The sequence below is a fragment of the Aulosira sp. FACHB-615 genome, from assembly GCF_014698045.1.
Lineage (GTDB): Bacteria > Cyanobacteriota > Cyanobacteriia > Cyanobacteriales > Nostocaceae > Nostoc_B.
Genome location: NZ_JACJSE010000012.1, coordinates 90,664 through 107,000, shown reverse-complemented (window position 1 = coordinate 107,000; position 16,337 = coordinate 90,664). Strand labels below are relative to the sequence as shown.

Annotated in this window: 16 protein-coding genes; 7 read left to right on the top strand and 9 right to left on the bottom strand. The window is 39.7% G+C overall.

Features of this window, described 5'->3' with window-relative positions; genetic code table 11:
• Positions 1 to 147 precede the first annotated feature (147 nt).
• The 3 genes from H6G77_RS19795 (at position 148) to H6G77_RS19785 (ending at position 3,649) form a co-directional block, all read left to right on the top strand.
• Entirely contained in the window at positions 148 to 1,257 is a 1,110-nt protein-coding gene (locus H6G77_RS19795) for a Gfo/Idh/MocA family protein (RefSeq protein ID WP_190872512.1), read from the top strand.
• 110 nt (positions 1,258 to 1,367) lie between these two features.
• Complete coding sequence (locus H6G77_RS19790; RefSeq protein ID WP_242049261.1) at positions 1,368 to 2,684, top strand: AAA family ATPase; 1,317 nt, start codon at positions 1,368 to 1,370, stop codon at positions 2,682 to 2,684.
• An 11-nt stretch (positions 2,685 to 2,695) separates the two neighbouring features.
• The gene (locus H6G77_RS19785) at positions 2,696 to 3,649 is read left to right on the top strand and encodes a hypothetical protein (RefSeq protein WP_190872511.1); all 954 of its coding nucleotides are present in this window, start codon (positions 2,696 to 2,698) and stop codon (positions 3,647 to 3,649) included.
• Between the two features lie 540 nt (positions 3,650 to 4,189).
• On the opposite strand, the gene H6G77_RS19780 is transcribed toward H6G77_RS19785, so the two are convergent.
• Positions 4,190 to 5,434: a DUF4912 domain-containing protein gene (locus H6G77_RS19780; RefSeq protein ID WP_190589480.1), complete on the bottom strand. Its 1,245-nt coding sequence runs from the start codon at positions 5,432 to 5,434 to the stop codon at positions 4,190 to 4,192.
• 494 nt (positions 5,435 to 5,928) lie between these two features.
• Between H6G77_RS19780 and H6G77_RS19775 the strand changes: the two genes are divergently transcribed.
• Positions 5,929 to 6,288, top strand: a complete 360-nt coding sequence (locus tag H6G77_RS19775) for a VOC family protein (RefSeq protein WP_190872510.1) — start codon at positions 5,929 to 5,931, stop codon at positions 6,286 to 6,288.
• A gap of 15 nt (positions 6,289 to 6,303) precedes the next feature.
• Complete coding sequence (locus H6G77_RS19770) at positions 6,304 to 7,620, top strand: recombinase family protein (protein ID WP_190872509.1); 1,317 nt, start codon at positions 6,304 to 6,306, stop codon at positions 7,618 to 7,620.
• Between the two features lie 8 nt (positions 7,621 to 7,628).
• Here H6G77_RS19770 and pcrA read toward each other — a convergent pair whose 3' ends face one another.
• The 3 genes from pcrA to H6G77_RS19755 form a co-directional block, all read right to left on the bottom strand.
• Entirely contained in the window at positions 7,629 to 9,962 is a 2,334-nt protein-coding gene (gene pcrA, locus H6G77_RS19765; protein ID WP_190872508.1) for a DNA helicase PcrA, read from the bottom strand.
• Positions 9,963 to 10,071: 109 nt separating this feature from the next.
• Complete coding sequence (locus H6G77_RS19760) at positions 10,072 to 10,524, bottom strand: DUF4365 domain-containing protein (protein WP_190872507.1); 453 nt, start codon at positions 10,522 to 10,524, stop codon at positions 10,072 to 10,074.
• The gene (locus H6G77_RS19755) at positions 10,524 to 11,021 is read right to left on the bottom strand and encodes a DUF4365 domain-containing protein (protein ID WP_190589475.1); all 498 of its coding nucleotides are present in this window, start codon (positions 11,019 to 11,021) and stop codon (positions 10,524 to 10,526) included. Before H6G77_RS19755 ends, H6G77_RS19760 begins: the two co-directional genes overlap by 1 nt.
• A gap of 181 nt (positions 11,022 to 11,202) precedes the next feature.
• Here H6G77_RS19755 and glgA point away from each other — a divergent pair, with 181 nt between their 5' ends.
• Both glgA and H6G77_RS19745 read left to right on the top strand, forming a co-directional pair.
• Positions 11,203 to 12,681: a glycogen synthase GlgA gene (gene glgA, locus H6G77_RS19750; RefSeq protein ID WP_190669211.1), complete on the top strand. Its 1,479-nt coding sequence runs from the start codon at positions 11,203 to 11,205 to the stop codon at positions 12,679 to 12,681.
• Between the two features lie 302 nt (positions 12,682 to 12,983).
• On the top strand, positions 12,984 to 13,469 hold the full coding sequence (locus H6G77_RS19745; protein WP_190669210.1) for a hypothetical protein: 486 nt from the start codon (positions 12,984 to 12,986) through the stop codon (positions 13,467 to 13,469).
• Between the two features lie 21 nt (positions 13,470 to 13,490).
• Here H6G77_RS19745 and H6G77_RS19740 read toward each other — a convergent pair whose 3' ends face one another.
• From H6G77_RS19740 to cutA, 5 genes are all read right to left on the bottom strand, one after another.
• Positions 13,491 to 13,790: a putative quinol monooxygenase gene (locus tag H6G77_RS19740; protein ID WP_190872506.1), complete on the bottom strand. Its 300-nt coding sequence runs from the start codon at positions 13,788 to 13,790 to the stop codon at positions 13,491 to 13,493.
• Positions 13,791 to 13,925: 135 nt separating this feature from the next.
• Positions 13,926 to 14,564, bottom strand: coding sequence for a methylthioribulose 1-phosphate dehydratase (gene mtnB / locus H6G77_RS19735; RefSeq protein ID WP_190872505.1), 639 nt, complete (start codon positions 14,562 to 14,564; stop codon positions 13,926 to 13,928).
• On the bottom strand, positions 14,552 to 15,184 hold the full coding sequence (locus H6G77_RS19730; protein ID WP_190872504.1) for an HAD-IB family phosphatase: 633 nt from the start codon (positions 15,182 to 15,184) through the stop codon (positions 14,552 to 14,554). The genes mtnB and H6G77_RS19730 overlap by 13 nt, the downstream gene beginning before the upstream one ends.
• Before the next feature lie 157 nt (positions 15,185 to 15,341).
• Positions 15,342 to 15,893, bottom strand: coding sequence for an acireductone dioxygenase (locus tag H6G77_RS19725; RefSeq protein ID WP_190872503.1), 552 nt, complete (start codon positions 15,891 to 15,893; stop codon positions 15,342 to 15,344).
• A 69-nt stretch (positions 15,894 to 15,962) separates the two neighbouring features.
• Positions 15,963 to 16,283 carry a divalent-cation tolerance protein CutA gene (gene cutA / locus H6G77_RS19720; protein ID WP_190589468.1) on the bottom strand — a complete coding sequence of 107 codons (321 nt, stop codon included), beginning with the start codon at positions 16,281 to 16,283 and terminating at the stop codon, positions 15,963 to 15,965.
• Between the last annotated feature and the right edge of the window lie 54 nt (positions 16,284 to 16,337).

Sequence of the window (16,337 nt, the reverse complement as noted above, 5' to 3'; positions counted from 1 at the left end):
AAACAAGTATTCATTACAGAGCGATCGCTGACGTTTCCTCTGTAATGAAGGTCATCACTATCGTATTATATGGTGATAATTATTCAAGATGATTAATGTAAATAGTCTTGCTATTGTTAAATTTAATTTAGAGGTGCAGAATTAACCATGAATCAAAATGTAGTTGGTGTGGCTGTCGTTGGGACTGGATTTGGTCAAAAAGTTCATATCCCTGGGTTGATTGCCCATCCTCGAACTAATGTGGTTGCTGTTTATCATCGGGATATTCATCAAGCCCAAGCCATTGCTGATGCCCATAAAATTCCTCATGCTTGTACTAATATTGCCGATATTGTCAACATCCCAGAAGTACAAGCAGTTAGTATTTCCACACCTCCATTTTTGCATTATGAAATGGCTAAAACTGTACTAAAAGCAGGTAAACATTTATTATTAGAAAAACCCACAAGTTTAAATGCAACTGAAGCTAAAGAATTATATCAATTAGCAATTACAAATCAAGTAACTGCGGTAGTAGATTTTGAATTTCGCTTTGTTCCCGGCTGGCAATTATTTGCAGATTTATTAGCATCAGGTTATGTCGGTAACAAACGCCTGATTAAAATTGATTGGTTTGGTTCTTCTCGCGCTGATACTTCTCGCCCGTGGAATTGGTATTCGTCTCAAGCCCAAGGCGGTGGTGCTTTGGGGTCTTTGGGTTCCCACGCCTTTGATTATATTTATTGGTTATTTGGGCCTGTCCGCAGATTAAGTGCTTATTTAAGTACAGCCATCCCCAACCGCCTTGACCCCAGCACCAATCAACTCAAGCCAGTGGAAACCGATGATAATTGTTTGTTGTCCCTGGAATTAGCCGATGGCACACCTTGTCAACTGAATATTAGTGCGGTAGTTCACGCACCGCGCACTCATTGGTTAGAGGTGTATGGCGATCGCGGTACATTAGTCTTAGGCAGCGAAAATCAAAAAGACTACATCCACGGTTTTCGCGTTTGGGGTTCCCAAGTCGGACAACCACTCACAGAAATTGAAATTCCTCAGTCGTTAATGTTTACCCAAAACTTCACCGACGGACGTATTTCTGCATTCATCCGCGTAGTAGACCAATGGCTACAAGGAATTGACCAAAAACAGTCAGTCGTCCCATCTTTACGAGAAGGGGTTTATTCCCAATTGTTAATGGATTTATCCCATCAATCCCATCAAACTAGCAGTTGGATTGATGTTCCGAGCTTAGATACTTATCTACAAAATTAAGATTAGCCGCATTCAGAGAACTTATGCAGGGGTTGATAGATAATGATTTTTCCCAATGATTAACACTGCATAAGTTTTCATCAGCCATAATAGAACAGATTTGATAGGAAATGAGTAACCTTATTTTTTTACTCAAAAGTATTAATCAATACAAAAAATTAGGAGTTTTTATGTTTTTGCAGAGAATTCGAGTTCCTGATTTTCGTGTTTTAAAAAATGTTGATATTTCTTTTGAAAAAGAATTTACTCCTAGTATATTTCCACTTGGTAGTTTGAATGGCGGTGGTAAAAGTACACTATTGCAATTAATTTTTGTGTTACTCCATTGTTCTATTCATGAAGATAGAAAAATTTTTTTAAAAAATTTAATTGAAGGTTTTAAGATTGATAAAGACTCTGATAAGCGAGTTTTGGCAATAATTGATATTTGGGATGGCAAACAAAATATAGAGCTTGAGTTTTTTACTTGTAAAGAATCTTTTGTATTAGATACCTATGAACAAGAAAATAATGATAGTGAAATTAGTGAGAATAATCTTTCAGGAAAGGATGTATATGATGACATAAAAAAAAATCAATCAGAATATAGTCTTGGAAAAACATTCTATTTACTATACGAAAAAAAACACAGACAAGAATATTTCCATAGAATATTTTCTAAATATCTTCAGAGTAATAAAACAGGATATATATGTGATGTATATACTGATAATGTTGATTCTTCCAAAGAAATGTTACTGTGCCGTTTTGATAATTTAGAGATAAATGATGTAGAATCATTTCTGATTAATTTATCAGAGAAAGTATTCTTGGCAGCACATATTTCACAGATTTTTCTATTTCTTTCAGCTAACTCCAGAAAATCATTATTTAATAATCAAAGTGAAAATGACTATTACTTAGGTTTAAAACAAGATAAAACTAAATTACCTAATTTTTTCACCTATGATTTTATGGCTATAGATATTCTGATTAAATCTTTTACTGATGCTCGTGATCAAGATTTTAGACAAGCTATAGAAACAGGAGGTTACGGTGATAATTATAAAACATTATTAAAGGATTTAAATTCTGTATTAAATAATAAAAAAATCAATATAAATAAAGATTTATCTGGTGTTAACTTTAAAAGAGACGATGATGATGTAGAACTTTACCCAGAAGATTTAAGTCACGGTGAACTCAAAAAATTATGTATCTATGTATGGATTAAATCTAATAAAATAGAAAATGCAATTGTTTTAATGGATGAAATTGAAATAGCATTTCATCCAGATTGGCAATATCAAATAGTTAGGGATTTAGAAGAATGGTCGCCTAGCAATCAATATATTTTAGCAACTCATTCTTATGAGCTATGTCAAGCAGTTACCCCTGCTCATGTTAAAGAATTACCACCAAAACTTATCAAGCCAAACAAATTATAAAATAACTAAATATGGGTCTTAGTGAAGCAGAGCTAGAAGAGCATTGTCGATATATTCTAGAAGATAGAAGAATCCTCAACAAAATAGTTATACTGTGTGAAGGCGAAATTCCAAAAACGTCAGGTAGATTATCGCCTCAATCGTACAGAAATATGGATAAAATGCCTGATGCTAACTTTTATCATGCTTGCGTTCCAAGATGGTGGAAGCAGTATAGACCTCAGTTTATCAATTGCGGCGATCGCCAAGATGTATTAAATACATTTTTTAGTATTTTAGACTTACATAATCAAAATCCTGCTAACTCTTATCTCAGTCCCCATCAGCTATTTGCCATTGTAGATTTAGATATTCAAATAGCCAGCATAAAAAACGATTACGCTTTTACAGATACCGATTCTATTTTCTACAATTTATATGAGAAAGCTAAAATTAATGAAGGGAATTGTATAAATCATCGTATATGGGTGACTGGCTTAGTTCACAAAGAAGCATACTTTTTAACACCTGATATTCAGTCAGTCTTGGACAATTACTCAAATACACCTGTCTATCAAGATTCAGTTGTGAATCTTGAGCAAGTTTATCTTGATATAGTTGATAGTTTGCATGAAGATATAGATTTACAAAATAACTTAGAAAAAACATTTAATCGCATTAACTACTGTTCAAATTTAGACTTTGATGATATCAAAAATTTTCAAACTTCTTGGAAATTAAGTTTTATAAATAATCAAAATAATTTAGATAAAAACATCTTAAGTTTAGCTTTACTGACAATTGCTAAAGCCAAAAAATATTGGAAACAGATTCAACCGCCTCAAGGATGGACTAATACAGAATGGGCGTTTAGAGATGGATTAACACTAGAGATAGGAAAATTTTATTCAGAACAAGAATGTGATGCTAAAAACCACATTCCTTTTTTCTTCAAAATTCTATATGGTTTGATTGAGCAGGAGTAATCCCAAATCGATATGAAGAAGCGTATATGTTTGATAGCGCCAGACTTCCAGTGTGATACCATTTCACGAAATTACTGATAGAAATCGCTTCCTCTGCAACTCTGCTTCTGGTCGCCGAGCGTTCGCGCAGCGTCTCCGTCAGGAGAAGTCGAGGCGCTACTTGCATATCCGTATCATTTTTAAAGTGAAATGGTATGAGGGGTTTATTTAGCGCGTATGAAATTCCACGGCCAATACGGTTCGGATAAGAAACTTACTTGTGTAGGCAAGCAAGGGTGCAGGGGTGCAGGGGTGAAAGGGGGAACGAAGCTACGCTCTCCCCTGCACCTGAAGCTCCTCCGCCCCCCTGCTCACCTCAACAGATACATTTGTTAACCGAACCGTATTGATTTCACGACTGTTTGTCAAATTTTGATGTCATAGTTATCAAAAAAATCGAGGCTCAGATCCCCGACTTCTTCAGTTACGAAGATAATAAAAACCCGCTATAGAAAGACTTACTATAGCGGGTAATAATTCAAAATTCTAATTGTGGATTATTTAGAAAATCCATTCGGGAATAGCTTCTTCTTTGGTATTCGTATTGCGAGATGGTGTTTCACGATTGAACTTCATGTGAATTGAGCGTGTTTGCTCACCATCAGCAGCCACAGCCAAAATTGGGTAGTCAATTAAACCATCTTGGAAGGACATCTGGAAGCGGAATGTCCCATCGGGATTCAGTTTAATTTCACGACCGCCGATTGTTACAGTCGCATCAGGTTCAGTTGCACCGTAAACAATCAATTCCGCATCAGCAATTAACCAGAACTGGCGGGGACGAATGGGTGCGGCGGAAGCTGAGAAGCCAACACCAGACATTCCTGCACCAGACATGGTTAAACCAGACACGGTGGGAACAGCCCACATACCAACACCAGATGGGAAGACGTAGGAACTGATAGCCTGTTCGGGGCGTACAGAACCAGCTACGTGCTGCATAGAACCAAACAGAGAACCTGCAACCCGTTGTGCTTCGGCAGATTCGGCTAAACCAAAGATGTGGTCGTAGATGGGGTTTCCATTTGTACCAGTTGCTGTTGGCAGTTTCTTAGCTGGTGGTACTAGTTCGTACAGAGTTCTACCGCGCAGGTCTTCTTCAAAATTAACAGTGATGAAGACATCTTCAATCCAGTCAGATGGGTATACAGGAGGAATGTGTACTTGAGCAGAACGCGCCAAAACTAACCAACGACCATCAAAAGTCCGATAACCAATATCGATAACATAATCGCGATCGCTCACAGGAATAGGTAAATACCATTCTCTTGCTAGTTCATCAACAGGATATTCTTGGATGCTGTGGGGGCTTTGATAATCAAGACTGATGTCGGTAACATCATAAATCCGCAGTGCTAATTGCTGTCCGCCCTGACGACGCAGTTCTTCTTTATGATCATTGGGAATATCCCAATAAGTGTAAGCCCATTGGGGATCACGGGGTAAAAGTACAATCCGGCTTTCACCATAACCACCCGGTAGATCGGCGAGTCCTTCATCAACATCAGCCAGAGAGCCACCTGTACGGTCTTCTTGACCCAGTTCAAATTTTGCTGCTTCCACGGTTTCCTGTGCCTCAAGTGAACGAGATGGACTAAGGGACGCTTTGCTGCGCTGCACTTCTTGAATTGCTGCCAACAACTGTGATTTACGCATTCGGCTATAGCGGGAGACGCTATACTCACTGGCAACTTTACGTAGTTGTCTCAGTGTCATCTCCTCTAGCGGTGGGCGTTCTTTTGCCATTAATTTGGCCTCCAGTAGTTTGAAAGGTAATTATCTCTCTGAGTTAGAGAATGTTTGATAAAAAAGTCATTCTTCTCAGATGAATTTCTTATTCCTGACTCCTGGTTTTGCCCAGTTTTTAAAGTTTTTTAATTCGCTTTTAAAATGAGGGTCACTCCCTTTCAATTTCCTTGAATGCTTGGGTAAGCATTTTTCGGGATCGGAGGAGTCGTTTTGTTAAGTAAATATTAACCAGTAACCCTCGGTATTGATCAAGGGGTCTAAAGGTACTTTTTTCGGGCTTTTACGAATTTAATAGCTTTGGCGGGATCATATTGTTATGATTTAATGACATTTGAGTTTTCTACTCCTCAGCATTGTCAAAGTTTCATGACTTTTGTGAGGCTCAAGCTATCAAACCCTTGCCCAGATGTGATCTCATCTCCAATTCTGGGATTTAATCTAGTTGCACAGCTAATACGTCAAAATCTAAATAAAAGCGAACTTTAGTAACTATGCAGATTACCCAAAGCCTTCATACAGCCATTCTCGTTACCGACTTAGAACGCGCTGAAAACTTTTACACTCAAGTGTTGGGATTATCTAAAATTGACCGTTCCCTAAAATATCCTGGTGCATGGTATCAAGTCGGCGACTATCAAGTTCATCTCATAGTCGCATCCACAGTACCAACCGATAACCCCAACGAAAAATGGGGACGTAATCCCCATATCGCTTTTGCAGTAGCTGATTTAGAACAAGCTAAACAAGAACTGCTGAGTCAAAATTATCCTATTCAAGCCAGCGCCTCTGGTCGCTCCGCCATCTTTACTCAAGATCCCGACGGAAATGTAATTGAGATCAGTCAGCAGTGATTGAATGATTAACTGATGAAAGTTATTGCCTACATTTATTGTGACCCTCTCCTAGACTCTGTTCCACAAAACATTAATTGGCAATGGGAGGTAGAACGGATTTATGAAGATTTGGCTAAGAGAAATGCTGATGGATGTACTGTACGATCGCAATTACAACAATTACTCACAGACTGTCAAAATGAACCAGTAGAGTATTTGCTGGTTCGTCGTCTGGAAGAATTAGGTGATACTGTAGAGGAAGTCAGCGATCGCTTAAATGAATTAGAAGCGATGGGTGTAGCTGTAATTGCGACTGAACAATCCTACACATCAGAGCAATCCCAGTTTCGGGCTGAATTACTCAAACTAATCCAAGAAATTCAATATCAACAAAGAAGTCGGCGTATTCGTCAAGGACACGCTCGGAATCGTCTTGAAGCCGCACCGCCACCCGGAAAAGCACCTTATGGTTATCGCCGTGGTCAAGGAAAATATATTATTGACCGCAGCACCTCCCCCGTTGTGAAAGACTTTTTTGATCACTTTTTACTCTACGGTTCCTTGCGGGGCGCAGTGCGTTACTTAGCAAAAAAATATGCGAAGAAAATTTCTGTTACCACTGGGCGACGCTGGTTAACAAATCCTGTTTATCGGGGAGACACAGCTTATCTCAACGGTGAAATTATCTCAGATACTCATACAGCGATTCTTTCTAAAGAAGAAGCAGCCCAAATTGACCGACTATTACGCCGTAATAGCCGCTTACCATCTCGAACTGCAAGTGCGCCCCGTTCTTTAGCTGGGTTAGTTGTCTGCGGCGAATGTCAATCTCATACAACAGTCACTCGCGTTACCCGTCGCTACCAAGACCAAGAGTATCTTTATTTACGTCCGATTAATTGTCCTCGAAGTCCCAAGTGTCGCGCCATTCCTTACCAAGACATTTTAGAATCGACGATCGCTAAAGTTTGTCGTGATTTACCATTAGCAGTAGCCGGGATGAATTCTCCAGAGTTGGATACTGTCAAGAATAGTTTAGGCGATGCGATCGCTCGTCAACAAGAAATATTAGCGCAGTTACCTGCTTTAATTGAAACTGGTATTTTAGATGCAGAAACAGCAAAACTCAGAGAATACAAAATCCGCACCGAAATCTCTGCACTCCAAGCCAAGTTAGCCACACTCCCTCCTGTCAATCTGCGTTCTGTCGCCCAAGCCGTTTCTATTCCGCAATTTTGGTTAGATTTGTCAGAAACAGAACGACGCTTTTACCTGCGAGAGTTTATTCGCCAAATTGAAATTAGCCGTGAAGATAAACAATGGGATTTACGAATAGTGTTTATTTTTTAGTAAGTCATTTAAGGCTTTCCATCAACTTTTTGCAACTGTGCTACTCTGGGGTCAATAATTTTTTGACCTAAACTAGCAAATTTAATCGCCACAGATATTTTATTTCCTGAACCGAAAACGTGAGTTATTTCGCCAATTCCAAAGGTTTTGTGTAGGACTTGATCCCCAACTTGCCAATTGTGAGATCCTTCTTGCTTTTCGTTATTTGTTGCAGCATTCCTAGGATAATTTTGCCGAACTTTACTTTGACTAGTTAATAATTCTGGGGGTAATTCGTCCAGAAATTGCGATCGCAGTGCGGGTTCTCGTGAACCATATAAACGGCGTTCACGGGCGAAGGATAAATGTAACCGTTCTTGGGCGCGGGTAATTCCTACATAACACAAGCGGCGTTCTTCTTCTAAGGATGCGGGATCATTCATTGAACGATAGTTAGGAAATAACCCTTGTTCTAATCCCACCAAAAAGACTACGGGAAACTCCAATCCTTTAGAAGCGTGTAGAGTCATCAAAGAAACGGCTGTTTGTCCTTCTTTTAAATTATCCAAATCAGAACTTAAGGCGGTACTTTGCAAAAAGGCTGTTAAGGAAACATCCTCATTTTCTTCTTGAAATTGCAGAACGGCGTTATAAAGTTCCTGGACGTTTTGGATTCTGTCTTCTGCTTCATCTGTACCTTGACTGTGCAAGTCTTGGACATAACCAGATTCTTCTAACAAACCCATAACAATTTCCGAGACTGGAACCGTTGCGACTTGTTCTTGATAACGGCCAATCATTTGTCCAAAATTATTCACCGCTTTTGCTGAACGCCCAGCTAATGTATTAACAGATGTTTCATCGCTGAGAATTTCCCATAAGCTGACACCTAATTGCTGGGAGGCGTTAATTAAGTTATCAATGGTGGCTTTACCGATTCCCCGTCGGGGAGTATTAATCACCCGCAATAAACTCACTGTATCAGCAGGGTTAGCGATCGCTCTGAGATAAGCTATCACATCTTTAATTTCTTTGCGGTCATAAAATTTCATTCCGCCCACAACTGTATAAGGAATTTGATTCCTCACCAACAATTCTTCAAAGGGGCGAGATTGGGCGTTAGTGCGATACAAAATTGCAAAACTACCCCAATTTAATTCGGGATGTTGATGTTCTAAGGTACGAATTTGCCGAATCACAAAATCTGCTTCCGCCAGTTCATCATCAGCTTTGTGACAATGAATTTGTTCACCACTTCCCCGCGTTGGTTTTAGGACTTTATCAATTCGTTGGGTGTTATTTTCAATTAATTCATTGGCAGCCTGTAAAATATTTTCACAAGAGCGATAGTTTTCTTCTAACTTCACCATTGTGCGGGTATCTTCATCCGGTAAACCATCACCGAAATCATTTTGAAATTCCAGCAGAATGGTAAAGTCTGCCATGCGGAAACTATAAATTGATTGGTCAGCATCGCCTACGACAAAGACTGAGCGATTTTGCCAATTCCATTCACTTTTTCTATCTTCTCCATTAGTTACTAACAACCGAATCAAATCATATTGCGTGCGGTTGGTATCTTGATATTCATCAACTAAAATATGACAGAATTTGCGATGCCAATAACCTAAGACTTGCTCGTTTTGTTGAAATAATTTGGTAGGGACAAGAATTAAATCATCAAAATCTAGGGCGTTATTTTCTGCTAGTTTATCTTGATAGGAACTGTAGACTTGAGCAATTACTCGTCCGCGATAATTTGGCTGTTCTTTTTCAAAGTCTTGGGGTGATAAGCCTTGGTTTTTGGCGTTACTGATGGCGTAGCGGACAGAACGCGGCTCAAACTTTTTATCGTCGAGGTTTAATTGTTTGGTGACGATTTCTTTAACTAAAGATTGGGCATCTGATTCGTCAAAAATCGAAAAATTTCGATTCCATTTGCGCCCTTTTTCATCTTGATATTTCTCAATATCAAAGCGCAAAATCCTTGAAAATAAACTGTGGAAAGTACCGCACCACAAATCTTTGATGGTTGTGCGGTAAACTTGCGATCGCAGTTTTGTTTGTTCGTGTTCTGGTAATAACTCAAATCTTGTCCCGTGTTGCGTCATCGCCAATTGTTCCGCAAACAGCTTTTGAATACGTTCCTTCATTTCTCGTGCAGCTTTGTTGGTGAAAGTCACCGCCAAGATATTTTCAGGATTCACACGGTGTTTGAGAATCAAGTTAGCGATACGATAAGTCAAAGCGCGGGTTTTCCCGGAACCAGCGCCAGCCACAACTAACAACGGGCCACAATAGTGTTCTACGGCTTGACGTTGGCTAGGGTTGAGGTGACTGAGAAAGTCAATAGTTGTAGTCATGGCTTGTGAGGTGTGCGGGTTTGTCGCTGCTAGTCATAAGGTATTTTAGCAGCGTCACCTGTCAAGTTTTTATTTGGGGCGATCGCACAAATATCAAGCCAGAGTATTTTTATGCAGCAAAATGACTCTTTGCATCGTACCAAGCATTTACATCGTCAACAATCTGTCTAATTCCATTCTCATCTAGAGAATGCCATTGTAGAGATACTTGGTTAGAGTCAGCAATAACATGATTTAGCCATTTGTAATATCCTTTGTCATCCTCCATCGTAAACAAGAATAAAAATAGCGGAAACGGCACATTATGAAGATATTCAGTTGTTTTTTGGGTAATAGATAGTGAAAAATCTTTTAAATTTCTGATAGCTGTGTCTTGTGCTTTAACTTCCACACCAAAAACTCTTCCAGTCGGCAGGTTATCTCGTAGTATCGTTACAAGAATATCAAAGCCATAATCAGCCGACTTCATCCTTTCAATCACTAAATCGTTGCTACGAGTCAGGTACATAACTGCAAGATATTCGGCGCGTTCTGCAATAAAATTTTGTAGATTCTGCTTCATTACTTCCTCCATTTCGGATCGCAAAAAATTGATCGGAAGGTTGCGTGGTGAGGAGAAGTCCAGTATGCTTTCACCTCATCCCATAGTAATGCCAATACATCGGGGTTGAGGGGATAATCTGTACACAAACTGGAAAACCCTGTGGTACTTTCGCCGTTACCTGACAAAATATAACCCTGCTCTGCTTGCTCATCAATACCAATAACATAAGTAGGCGCAGGATAGGCTGCAAGACGCTTCATATCGCTGTCATTAACTTTGACTCTTAATCGGCGATCGCTTTGAGTGTAACCTTGGGATGTTGACTTTACTTGCACAAAAAAGAAAGGTATCAAAGACTCATCATGAAAGAGTTCTACGTAAAAATCGATTGCTCGCTTTTTTTCTCCTAAAAATCGCGGATGCTCAAATAAATAACCACGACTAGGATGTTTACGTGTGATGAGAACTCGAAAAATTGATTCGCCACGTTCTCCGATAACTTCTCTTGTATCCACTACACTAAATACCCCTCTAATCTCCTCAGTATAAGTCTGCCCGCAGATGAAACACCCCGACTATCTACCACTTGTATTAAGCTTTCGTGGTTAACATTGGCTTACTTACTTGTCAATGAGTACATATTGCATATACTGAACAGTATAGTTAATATAAATTTTTGTATAGCGAGGACTAGGAATGTACATAGTACAGATTGCCTCGGAATGCGCTCCTGTAATCAAAGCAGGCGGTTTAGGGGATGTTGTTTACGGACTGAGTAGAGAATTAGAAGGCAGAGGAAATTGCGTTGAGATCATACTGCCCATGTATGATTGTATGCGCTACGACCATATTTGGGGTCTGCATGATGCCTACAAAGACTTGTGGGTTCCCTGGTATGGTGCAGCAGTTCACTGTTCTGTATACTGCGGTTGGGTGCATGGTAGGCTGTGCTTTTTTATTCAACCCCACTCCGAAGATAATTTCTTTAATCGCGGCTGTTATTACGGTTGTGATGATGACAATATGCGCTTTGCCTTCTTTAGCAAAGCCGCTTTAGAATTTTTAAATCAAAGTAACAAGCGTCCTGATATTATCCATTGTCACGACTGGCAAACAGGCTTAATTCCTGTTTTGCTGGCTGAGATTTACAAATACAATGGTATGGAATATCAGCGAGCTTGCTACACCATCCATAACTTTAAGCATCAGGGAATAGGCGGTGTACAAACTCTCTGGGCGACAGGGTTAAATCGAGAAGATTACTATTTCCAATACGATAAGCTGCGTGACAACTTTAACCCCTTTGCCTTGAATTATATGAAAGGGGGTATTGTTTACGCCAATGCAGTCACCACAGTTTCACCCAACCACGCAGAAGAAGCGCGATTTACAGAAGTGGGTTGTGGTTTAGGTCATACACTGCATTTAAATCAAGATAAATTCTCTGGGGTACTTAACGGTATTGATTACGATTTTTGGAATCCTGAAATTGACCGTTACATCCCCAATAACTATACCTACGAAGATTTTGAACAAAAAATATATAACAAAAAAGCTTTACGCGAAAGGCTCTTGCTTGATGCAGCCGATAAACCAATCATTGCTTATATTGGTCGGTTAGATAATCAAAAAGGTGTGCATTTAGTACATCACGCGATTTATCATGCACTCAATAAAGGCGCACAATTTGTATTACTGGGTTCAGCCACAGAATCAGGAATCAATGCTCATTTCCGTCATGAAAAAGCATTTTTAAATAGTCACCCCGATGTGCATTTAGAATTGGGCTTTAATGAAGAATTATCCCATCTCATCTATGCAGGGGCAGATATGATTGTGGTTCCCAGCAATTACGAACCATGCGGTTTAACTCAGATGATTGGTTTAAAATATGGTACAGTGCCAATTGTGCGTGGTGTTGGTGGGTTAGTCAATACGGTATTTGATAGGGATTACGACCAAAATCTACCACCAGAAAAACGCAATGGTTATGTATTTTATCAAACAGATAATTACGCCCTAGAATCGGCAATGAATCGGGCAATTGATTTGTGGTATCAGTCACCTGATGAGTTCCGCCAATTAGCGATTCAAGGGATGAAATATGATTACTCATGGAACATTCCAGGAGCCGACTACTTAAAGATTTACGAATGGATTAGACATCGTTGGTAAGTCAGCATAAACAGATTTATCTTGGTTTAATTTAATACAATTTTCATCCTAAAAGGTGCGGTTTGCTATGGCGATCGCACCTTTACTAATTTATACATACCTACATATAAATTGATAAATATTTGTTGCTGATTTTGTGGATTTTCTAGAAATTTCAAACTTGTCTTGTTAACAATTTTTTATATAACGTGAAATGTCAAAGTTACTCTTCAGCTAATTGGATCTCTTAGGATAGATGTCAGAATTTAAACACAAGCTATAAATCAAAATATCAGGTTTGATTCATATTTTGAGAGGTAACTATGCTCCACCATATTTCCATTGCTGTCAAAAATCCTCAGCACGTAGCTAATGTTATGGCAGAAATTATGCACGGTCGAGTGGCACCATTTTCACCTAATCCCGGTGGATATATGATGTTTGTGGGGGATGAGTTTGGTACTGGAATTGAATTTTATCCCTTGGGTAGTGAAATTATCCCTGATGTATGGCAAGGACAAGCAGGATTTCAAATAAATGAACATCCTGCAAATTACACGTCAGTTCATGCAGCAATTTCTGTTCCCGTCAGCCTAGAGGAAATTGAGCGTATTGGCGCACAGGAAGGTTGGCGAGTGCTTGCTTGTAGCCGTAATGGTGTGTTTGATGTGGTGGAATTTTGGATTGAAAATCGTTTGATGTTGGAACTCCTGACACCGGAGATGGCTGCGAAGTATCTGGAAGTAACCAGTCCGCAAAAATTAGAACAGCTGGCTAATTCAGTGGCGGGTGTGAATGTGGGTGGATAAGGGAGACAAGGGAGATGGGTATTACGCTAAAAGATTGTAGCGGCTAATATCTGGTGCAGCAGCTAATAAACCTTCTAGTTTGCCTAATGCTGCTTGGATATGAGGTGTATTTAAATGAGTTTCCAATGCTTCCGCAGAAGTCCATTCTTCAACAAATGTGAAATTTGTTGGGTCAGACTGGTTTTGCAGAAGTTCGTAACTAATTACACCTGCTTCTTGTCTGGTCGGTGCGATTACACTGAGTAGTAAAGCTTTGAGTTCTTCTACTTTATTTGGTAAGGCAATAAAACGAGCCACAACACGCAGATTTTGATTAGACATTTTGTACCTCAGTTAATAGTTAATAGTCATTTACAGCACTTTTGTTAAGTAGTGAGTCATAAGTAAATTTCGGACTCATTACTCATTACTTTTTTCAATCAGTTGCTGTACCTCATAAACATCGAATCTGCTGTATTAATTGTTATTGTCTCCCTCAAGTCCCAGTTGTCTTACAGCTAACATGTAACGGAAGATGTAGTCTATCAACTCTATGTAGTTACGGGCTGTTTGCCAAGAAGATGCCCAGACTGTGATACCGTGGTCACGGATGAGCAAGGCGGGAATTTTGGGTGGATTTATCTGAAAGCGATCGCTAATCTCCGCCACAATCTGGGAAACTTGGAGGTGATTGGTAAAAATTGGTACTGTACAACTGGGGTTTTCTTCCCACACTCCCAAGCCTTTGAGCATTTCTAAAGGTGGTAGAAGTAAACTATCTCCCACTACAAAACGCGCCACTAAGTTGGACTCGATGGAATGAATGTGATAGCAGGCTTGGGCTTCAGGAAACAGGTGATAAATTAATTGGTGAATACCAGTTTCCGCCGAAGGTTTGAAATGCGGTGCGGCTGTCTCAATTTTGCCATCTGGATAAACACGGGCAAAATCACTGTGTGAGAGTTCGCCTTTAGACACACCACTAGCGGTAATCCAAAAACTGCGATCGCTCAATAATACCGAAAGATTTCCGGCTGTGCCTACCATCCAACCTTGCTGGTAAAAGTGACGGGCTGTTGTTATCAATTCTGTACGAGGATCAATCACAGTTTCCACAATTGCTGTAGATACGCCTGAATATCGGAGAAATTATTCCAGGGAATATAAGGTTTTTGATGTTGGTCTAAGTAATATGCTAGGCGATCGCGGGCAAATACAATCGAAGCTTGTAAGCCCATATTCAAATCTGTGAGGGAGTCACCTATGGCAATTGTCTCATCAGCCGGATATTTTGCCATGACTTGCACCTTGGCGACTAATTCTGTACCGCCTTCATAATCAGAATTAACTTGGAAGTAAGCACCAGTCGTATCTAGATCAACGGCGTGAATTGCTGTTACTCTTGGGGCTATCTCACCTAAAACTACTTCTACCATTCCCCGCAGTCCACCAGACACCACAACCAAAGGAACATTTTGGGAATCTAGAAAATCTAGCAGTTCGATAAATCCTTGACGGATGGGTTGCGATCGCGTAAATTCTAAAACTTTTCCATACTCTGAAGATGGAATTGATTCTAAAATTTTCTTGACTCCCTCCCGCAGTGTTACCCTTTGAGCATACATTTCTGGTAGAAATTTTCCAGCCACTTCCGGCGCAAACTTTTTTAGCACCGCCACAAAGGTTTCATCTACAGTGATTGTCCCATCAAAATCGCAAAAAACAATCCGCTTCACAGTTTCATCCTGTTAGATTAATTTGATTTTTCCGACAAAACTCTTTTCCCCTATCCCTGGTTGGTGAGCGTACTTGTACTGAGCGCAGCCGAAGTAGCCGAACCAATGCTCCCTGCCTACACAGTGATAATTTTTAATCGGAAGTCCCTTACCTTTGTTAAGCAACAGCTTGATGGGTGCGAATCTCTTTACCTGTATACTGGGGAACCCAGCCTGCTGTATCGATAAAATAACGCACAGCTTTGACTCGTCGCGCGGGGGAGAGATAAAACCAGTGTTCGGTTCCGGCTGGTACGTTGATATATTCTTGTGGTTGTACTGTGAGTTCTACTTGGCTATCATCAGGACGCACGAAGCCAAAAACGGCTTCACCATCAATCACGTAGCGTACCTCATCATCAGCGTGGGTATGAATTTGGGAAAATTTTGCCAGAAATCCATCCAAGTCGGGAATTGCTGGATGCAACACAATTAAATCACGGGATTGATAACCTGCTGTTTGTTGTAGCTTTTCAAAATAATGATCTAGAAATTCCAGGACTTGGTTTTTTTGGTCTTCGTTGAGGCTATCTTGGTTTAATAGATGATGTAACTCTGAATTTTCTCCCACAGACCAGCGATTGAGTTGAATGTTTAACGGTGCGAGTTCTTTGGCAATGTGATTGATATCTGTGAGAATTTTGCCATCTTCTAATTTTAAAATCGCCATAGCTCATCCCATTTTGAATTTTAAAAATTTAACTAGTCAAGTTTTTAGCAATTAAACTCAGTAAAAATACTAACCTCTAACCCCTTTCTCATCAACTTCGGCATTTAACCAATTAAGAAACCCTGCATTCACCATTGTGGGTGAAATCTCTGCAACAAAGTTAGTGTAGCTGATGTGCTGGCGGATTAACTTTTCAATTTCTGCACCATAACCATCTTGAGTTTTCACTATCAGTACTACTTCTGGTTCTTCAGTAATTTCCCCTTCCCAGCTATAAGCACAGGTAATCGGAAACCAATTCACGCAAACTGCTAACTTATGTTCGAGTAATGAGCGTCCAATTTGTCGCGCTTCATCTGTATTATTCAATGTGACGTAGTAGAGCTTCATTGAACATTCCCATTAAATTTTAGAACTGAGTAAGAGATTTATCTCAATTAAATT

Bases quoted from the DNA above. Each gene is read 5' to 3' on its own strand.
- H6G77_RS19795 (WP_190872512.1), top strand. From the start codon at position 148: ATGAATCAAAATGTAGTTGGTGTGGCTGTCGTTGGGACTGGATTTGGT.
- H6G77_RS19790 (WP_242049261.1), top strand. From the start codon at position 1,368: ATGAGTAACCTTATTTTTTTACTCAAAAGTATTAATCAATACAAAAAA.
- H6G77_RS19785 (WP_190872511.1), top strand. From the start codon at position 2,696: ATGGGTCTTAGTGAAGCAGAGCTAGAAGAGCATTGTCGATATATTCTA.
- H6G77_RS19780 (WP_190589480.1), bottom strand. From the start codon at position 5,434: ATGGCAAAAGAACGCCCACCGCTAGAGGAGATGACACTGAGACAACTA.
- H6G77_RS19775 (WP_190872510.1), top strand. From the start codon at position 5,929: ATGCAGATTACCCAAAGCCTTCATACAGCCATTCTCGTTACCGACTTA.
- H6G77_RS19770 (WP_190872509.1), top strand. From the start codon at position 6,304: ATGAAAGTTATTGCCTACATTTATTGTGACCCTCTCCTAGACTCTGTT.
- pcrA (WP_190872508.1), bottom strand. From the start codon at position 9,962: ATGACTACAACTATTGACTTTCTCAGTCACCTCAACCCTAGCCAACGT.
- H6G77_RS19760 (WP_190872507.1), bottom strand. From the start codon at position 10,524: ATGAAGCAGAATCTACAAAATTTTATTGCAGAACGCGCCGAATATCTT.
- glgA (WP_190669211.1), top strand. From the start codon at position 11,203: ATGTACATAGTACAGATTGCCTCGGAATGCGCTCCTGTAATCAAAGCA.
- H6G77_RS19745 (WP_190669210.1), top strand. From the start codon at position 12,984: ATGCTCCACCATATTTCCATTGCTGTCAAAAATCCTCAGCACGTAGCT.
- H6G77_RS19740 (WP_190872506.1), bottom strand. From the start codon at position 13,790: ATGTCTAATCAAAATCTGCGTGTTGTGGCTCGTTTTATTGCCTTACCA.
- H6G77_RS19725 (WP_190872503.1), bottom strand. From the start codon at position 15,893: ATGGCGATTTTAAAATTAGAAGATGGCAAAATTCTCACAGATATCAAT.
- cutA (WP_190589468.1), bottom strand. From the start codon at position 16,283: ATGAAGCTCTACTACGTCACATTGAATAATACAGATGAAGCGCGACAA.